The organism is Brevundimonas sp. EAKA (assembly GCF_000698025.1).
Taxonomy (GTDB): Bacteria; Pseudomonadota; Alphaproteobacteria; order Caulobacterales; family Caulobacteraceae; genus Brevundimonas; species Brevundimonas mediterranea_A.
The window spans coordinates 1-6223 of record NZ_JMQR01000151.1; the positions used below are offsets into that span (position 1 = coordinate 1).

Consider the following 6223-nt stretch of genomic DNA (forward strand, 5'->3'; position numbering starts at 1 on the left):
ATGACACCGGGGTCGGGGCCGCCACGCCCCACCCCGCCCCCGTCCGGCGCGCCCTCGGCTCAAGGCCGTGGAAGCCCGCCTTGGTCCACCCCAGCCGCCGCCCCGGCGCCGGCCGCGCCGATTCCGCCCGCCCAGGTCGCGGCGCCCGTCGCGCCGGCCCCTGTCACCATCCGCGTCGATCTGGACCGGGTCGATCGCCTGATCAATGTGGTCGGCGAACTGGTCATCCAGCAGGCCATGCTGTCGCAACGCGTGCTGGAAAGCGGCCTGGCCCGCTCGTCCGGCATCGCCCTGGGCCTAGAAGACCTCGAGCTTCTGACGCGCGAGATCCAGGACAGCGTCATGGCCATTCGCGCCCAGCCGGTGAAGTCGGTGTTCCAGCGCATGCCGCGCCTGGTCCGCGAAGTCGCCGACATGGTCTCCAAACAGGTTCGTCTGGTCACCGCCGGCGAGGACACCGAGGTCGACAAGACCGTGGTCGAACGCCTGGCCGAGCCCATCACCCACATGCTGCGCAACGCCATCGACCACGGCCTGGAGACGCCCGACGAGCGTATCGCCGCCGGCAAGACGGCCGAGGGCACGGTTCGCCTGGCCGCCCTGCACCGGTCCGGCCGCATCGTCATCGAAATCTCCGACGACGGGCGCGGCATCAATCGCGAGCGGGTCAAGAAGATCGCCATCGACAAGGGGCTGGTCGCGCCTGACGCCGCCCTGACCGACGAGCAGATCGACAATCTGATCTTCCTGCCCGGTTTCTCGACCGCCGCCGTGGTGTCCGACATCTCGGGCCGCGGCGTGGGCATGGACGTGGTCAAGCGCTCGATCCAGGCCCTGGGCGGCCGCATCTCGATCAGTTCGGTTCCGGGCAAGGGGTCGACCTTCACCCTCAGCCTGCCGCTGACCCTGGCGGTGCTGGACGGCATGGTCGTGTCCGCCGCCGACCAGATCCTGATCGCCCCGCTGCCGGCCATCGTCGAAAGCCTGACGCCGCAAGAAGGCGACCTGCATTATGTCGGCGGGGTCGATCCGGTGATCCGCTTCCGCGACCGCTTCCTGCCCCTGATCGATGTGGCGATGACCATGGGCTTCCGCGACACCCCGGTGGTTCCGTCCGAAGGCGTCGCCGTGGTCGTCGAGACCGAGGGCGGCCAACAGGCGGCCCTGCTGTTCGACGCCATCCAGGGCCAGCGCCAGGTCGTGATCAAGAGCCTCGAGACCAACTACCAGCAGGTGGAGGGCATCGCCGCCGCCACCATCCTGGGCGACGGTCGCGTGGCCCTGATCCTCGACGTGGACGTCCTGGTCACAGACATGCGCCGCCGATCTTCCCGCCCCGATTTCAAGCTTGCGAGCTGAGCCATGACCGAAGCCAACGACTCCCAACGCGAACTCATCGCCTTCCGCATCGGCCGCCAGGAATTCTGCGTCGACATCATGTCGGTGCGTGAAATCCGCGGCTGGACCCCGGCGACGCCGCTGCCGCGCTCGCCCGGCTATATGAAGGGCGTCATCAACCTGCGCGGCACCGTCCTGCCGATCATCGACCTGGGCGCGCGTTTCGGTCTGGAGACGTCCGAGCCGACGGCCCGTCACGTCATCATGGTCGCCCATATCGGCGGCCGGATGGTGGGGCTGCTGGTGGACGCCGTGTCGGACATCCTGGAGATGAACGAGGCCTCGGTCCAGCCGACGCCCGACGTCGCCAGCGACCAGGTCAAGACCTTCGTCAAGGGGATATTCTCGATCGACGGGCGCATGATCAGCCTGATCGAACTGGACCACATCCTGCCCCATATCGAGGCTGAAGCCGCATGAATCCCGCCCCAGGACGGGGATCCATCGTCGAGGGCGAATTCGTCTTCACCGCCGAGGATTTCCGTCAGATCGCCGAAATGCTTCATGCCCACGCGGGCATCGCCCTGAACGAGGGCAAGGCGGCTCTGGTCTATTCGCGCCTGGCCAAACGGCTGCGGACCCTGGGTTTGTCGAGTTTCCGCGACTACTGCGCCCTGGTCGAGGGCGTGGACGGGGTCGACGAGCGGCAGAAGATGACGGCCGCCCTGACGACCAACGTCACCCGCTTCTATCGCGAGCCCCACCATTTCGACGACCTGCGCGACCGGGTCCTGCCGAAACTGGTCGAGCGCGCTCGCGCCGGCGGCCGGGTGCGGCTGTGGTCGGCGGCCTGTTCGAACGGGCAGGAGCCCTATTCGATGGCCCTGACGGTGCTGTCGGTCCTGCCCGAGGCGGCGGACCTGGACGTGCGCATCCTGGCCACCGACATCGACCCCAACATGGTCGCTCAGGGCCACGACGGGACCTATTCCGAAGAGGCGCTGGAACCGGCGCCGGTCACCCTTTGGCGCAAGTATTTCAACCGCGCCGATCGTGGCGCCTGGACCGCCGGGCCGCAGCTGAAACGCCTGGTGTCGTTCAAGGAACTGAACCTGATCGGCGACTGGCCGATGAAGGGCAAGTTCGACGTCATCTTCTGTCGCAACGTGGTGATCTATTTCGACGATCCCACCCAGGAGCGGGTGTGGAGCCGCTTCGTCCCCCTGATGAACCCCGGCGCCACCCTCTATATCGGCCATTCCGAACGCGTGGCTGGGCCGGCCGCCAGCCTGCTGCAGACCGCGGGCCTGACCACCTACCGCCTGGGAGCCGCATGATGAGCGCCAAGATCAAAGTCCTCGTGGTGGACGACAGCCTGACGATGCGCGGCCTGATCTCGGCCGCCCTGAAGTCGGATCCCGAAATCGAGGTCGTCGGCACGGCCGCCGATCCGATCGAGGCCCGCGCCGCCATCAAGGAGCTCAATCCCGACGTCCTGACCCTGGATGTCGAGATGCCCAACATGAACGGGCTGGAGTTCCTCGAGAAGATCATGCGGCTGCGGCCCATGCCGGTGGTCATGGTCTCGACCCTGACCGCGGCGGGCACGGACGTGACCCTGGCGGCGCTGGAAATCGGCGCGGTGGACGCGGTGGCCAAACCGGCCGTGGCCAGCGTCGACGCCTTCCACGACCTGATCGAGAAGGTGAAGACGGCGGCGCGTTCGCGCGTCCGCGCCCGCGCCGACATGCCGGCCTCGGCGGCGGCGCCCAGCGCCTATCGCCCGGCCGCCAGCCATATCCTGGCCATCGGCTCGTCGACCGGCGGGGTCGAAGCCCTTCTGACCGTTCTGAGCGGCTTCCCGGCCAACTGCCCGGCGACCATCATCACCCAGCACATGCCGGCGACCTTCACCGCCAGCTTCGCCGCCCGTCTGGACCGCGTCTGCGCTCCGACCGTGACCGAAGCCTATGAAGGCGCGCAACTTAAGGCCGGCCACATCTATCTGGCGCCGGGCGGCGCGGCGCATCTGGAGCTGACGCCCGGCATGACCCCCCGCTGCCATCTGGTGCAGAGCGACCCGGTCAATGGCCACCGTCCGTCGGTCGACGTCATGTTCGAGTCGCTTGTCCGCCTGAAGCGGCCGATGACCGGCGTGATCCTGACGGGCATGGGCAAGGACGGCGCCAAGGGCCTGAAGGCCATTCGCGACGCCGGCGGCCGCACCCTGGGCCAGGACGAATCGACCTCGGTCGTCTACGGCATGCCGAAAGCCGCCTTCGAACTGGGCGCCGTGGAACGGCAGCTGCCGCTCCACCGCCTGTCCCCCGCTATTCTAGAACTGTGCGCCGACTCGGGCGCACGGTCGATCGCCTGACCCCCGGGAGCGCCATCATGCCCGCCGCCGCCTCTCTCCACTGCCTGGTCGTCGATGATCAGATGACGATGCGCTCGCTGGTTCGCACCAGCCTGCAACAACTGGGCGTGCGCGAGATCCGCGAAGCCGCCGACGGTGAAATCGCCCTGCGCGACATCATTTCCAAGCCCGCGCACCTGATCATCTCCGACTACAACATGCCGAACCTGGACGGACTGGGCCTGCTGCGCGCCGTGCGCGCCCACCCGCCGACGTCCAAGACCGCCTTCATCATGCTGACCGGCCGCGCCGACCGCGAACTGGTGCAGCGGGCGGTGCAGTTCGGCGTCAACAACTATCTGGTCAAACCCTTCACGGTGGCCCAACTGAAGGGCAAGCTGGAAGCCGTCTTCGGTCCGCTGACATGAGTTTCTCGGCCCTCAAGGACAACAAGGAAAAACGACTGCACGTCGGCCAGGGCGAGCATCATATCACGTCCGACCCGGACGTGGTCCTCAGCACCATTCTGGGCTCCTGCGTGGCCATGTGCCTGCGCGATCCGGTCGCCGGGATCGGCGGGATGAACCACTTCCTGCTGCCCGAGGGATCCGGCGCGGGAACTGACGCGGGGCGTCGCTACGGCGCCTATGCGATGGAGCTTCTGATCAACGACTTGCTGAAGGCCGGCGGACGCCGCGAGCGGCTGGAGGCCAAGCTGTTCGGCGGCGGGCGGATGTTCGACAGTCTGCGCGACGTCGGCCGTTCCAACGCCGACTTCGCCGAGAAATTCCTGCGTGACGAAGGCATTCCCGTGGTGGGCGGCAGCCTGCGCGGGGACGGCGGACGCCGCCTGCACTACTGGCCGGTGACCGGCAAGGCCATGCAGCGCGCCGTCACCGACACCGTCGCGCCCAAGCCCGTCCCCGTCGTTCGGCCCCCCGTCGATACGGGCGCCCTGGAGCTCTTCTGATGCACGCCCCTCCCGAACACGCCCACCTCCTGGTCGCCGTCGCCGACGAGCTGATGCGTGTGCGCGAGGGGATCGATCACGTCGAGGCCCTGGTCAGCCGTCTGGTGCGGCGCGCGCCGGCGGAGGATCGGGCGGAGGCCCTGACCGAGGCCCAGGCCCTGGACGCCCTGACCCAGAGGCTGGAAGCCCTGTCCGGCGTGTTGAGAATGCTGGGCGACGGCGCGACACCGGCGGAATCCGTGAGCCGGATCTCCCTGGCCGACATGGCGGTGCGCCTGCGCCCCGCCGCCGGCGTCAAGACGACCGAGGCTGCCGATTCGGGCGACCTCATGCTGTTCTGACGCCGTGCACAAGACGCCGGACAAGATCAATCTGGCGCATTCGACGGTTCTGCTCGTCGATGATCAGCCGACCTCGCTCGATCTTCTGAGTTCGATCGTTCAGGGGTTCGGAGTTCGCGAACAGCTGAAGTGTCCCTCGGCCAAGGATGCGGTCGAACTGGTGCAGCGCCGGTCCGTCGACCTGATCCTGATCGACTGCGCCATGCCCGAGATGGACGGCTACGATTTCGTCCGCTGGCTCAGGCGAGAGGCGTCCGAGCCGATCCGCTTCACGCCCGTCATCATGATCCTGGGCCACGCCGCCCGCGCCCTGGTCGCCAAGGGGCGCGACTGCGGCGCCAGCTTCATCGTCGCCAAACCCCTGACTCCGGCGGTCCTGCTGAAGCGGATCATCTGGCTGGGCGGCGAAACGCGCCAGTTCGTCGAAGTCGAAAACTACGTCGGACCCGATCGCCGCGTGCGCAACTATGGTCCCCCGCCCGGGGAGGAAGGCCGCCGCCAGACCGACCTGTCGGGTGAACTGGGCGAGGCCGTCGAGGCCAATATGGATCAGGACGATATCGACATGCTGTTGAAGCCGATGAAGGTGGCCCTGTGACCGCAGATGCGACCCCGCCCCGTCTCCGAAACGTCCAGACGTCGCTTCAGCGCCAGATGGCGCGCCCAGGCGGCGTGCCCATCGCGGACGCCGTCGCGCGCGCCGAAGAGGGGCTGGGGGAACAGCGCGGCCGGACCTTGCTGGTGCTTCAGGACAAGGTCGACGCCCTGAACCGCCTGTGCGCCGACCGCCCGGCCGGCGCCGACGGCGAGGTCTACGCCCTGGCGTCGGCCCTGGTCGACATGTCCGGCTTCATGGAGATCCCGCCCTTCTATGCGGCGGCCTACAGCCTGTGCGACGCCGCCCACCGGATGGCCGCCGCCGACGCCTGGTCCTGGCCCGAGGTTCAGGTCCACGCCCGCGCCCTGAGCCTGATCCTGGCGAACGACTGCCAGGGCGGCGAGGCCGTCGATCAGATGCTGGCGGGTCTGCGCGCCGTGGCCGAACAGGCCGTGCACCCCGGTTAACGCCGCCCTTCCCGAATCCGGAACAGGGGCGAAACGAATCAGGACCGAATCGGACACAGGCCTCGATTCGCGATTTGTTCACCGCAAGATATTGTATCTTAAGATCTATTAACCACAACCGGATCGTTGCGGCAAGGTCCCGGTCCAGGACCT

9 protein-coding genes are annotated in these 6223 nt (G+C 67.8%); all 9 read left to right on the forward strand.

Annotated features, from left to right (window positions below):
* On the forward strand, positions 1-1359 hold a 1359-nt coding region (locus ER13_RS15295), incomplete at its 5' end, for a chemotaxis protein CheA (protein WP_197019806.1).
* A gap of 3 nt (positions 1360-1362) precedes the next feature.
* Positions 1363-1818 (forward strand): chemotaxis protein CheW, encoded by a 456-nt coding sequence (locus ER13_RS15300; protein ID WP_008262141.1) that lies wholly within the window; start codon positions 1363-1365, stop codon positions 1816-1818.
* Positions 1815-2675, forward strand: coding sequence for a protein-glutamate O-methyltransferase CheR (locus ER13_RS15305; protein ID WP_008261553.1), 861 nt, complete (start codon positions 1815-1817; stop codon positions 2673-2675). Before ER13_RS15300 ends, ER13_RS15305 begins: the two co-directional genes overlap by 4 nt.
* Positions 2675-3715, forward strand: coding sequence for a chemotaxis response regulator protein-glutamate methylesterase (locus tag ER13_RS15310; protein WP_035310620.1), 1041 nt, complete (start codon positions 2675-2677; stop codon positions 3713-3715). Before ER13_RS15305 ends, ER13_RS15310 begins: the two co-directional genes overlap by 1 nt.
* A 17-nt stretch (positions 3716-3732) precedes the next feature.
* Positions 3733-4122: a response regulator gene (locus ER13_RS15315; RefSeq protein ID WP_008262387.1), complete on the forward strand. Its 390-nt coding sequence runs from the start codon at positions 3733-3735 to the stop codon at positions 4120-4122.
* Positions 4119-4664 (forward strand): chemotaxis protein CheD, encoded by a 546-nt coding sequence (locus ER13_RS15320; protein ID WP_008263088.1) that lies wholly within the window; start codon positions 4119-4121, stop codon positions 4662-4664. The genes ER13_RS15315 and ER13_RS15320 overlap by 4 nt, the downstream gene beginning before the upstream one ends.
* On the forward strand, positions 4664-5005 hold the full coding sequence (locus tag ER13_RS15325; RefSeq protein ID WP_008258631.1) for a hypothetical protein: 342 nt from the start codon (positions 4664-4666) through the stop codon (positions 5003-5005). Before ER13_RS15320 ends, ER13_RS15325 begins: the two co-directional genes overlap by 1 nt.
* 4 nt (positions 5006-5009) lie before the next feature.
* A complete protein-coding gene (locus tag ER13_RS15330; protein ID WP_008260486.1) occupies positions 5010-5603 on the forward strand; it encodes a response regulator in 594 nt (197 codons plus the stop codon).
* Positions 5600-6070: a hypothetical protein gene (locus ER13_RS15335; RefSeq protein WP_008262327.1), complete on the forward strand. Its 471-nt coding sequence runs from the start codon at positions 5600-5602 to the stop codon at positions 6068-6070. The genes ER13_RS15330 and ER13_RS15335 overlap by 4 nt, the downstream gene beginning before the upstream one ends.
* Positions 6071-6223 lie beyond the last annotated feature (153 nt).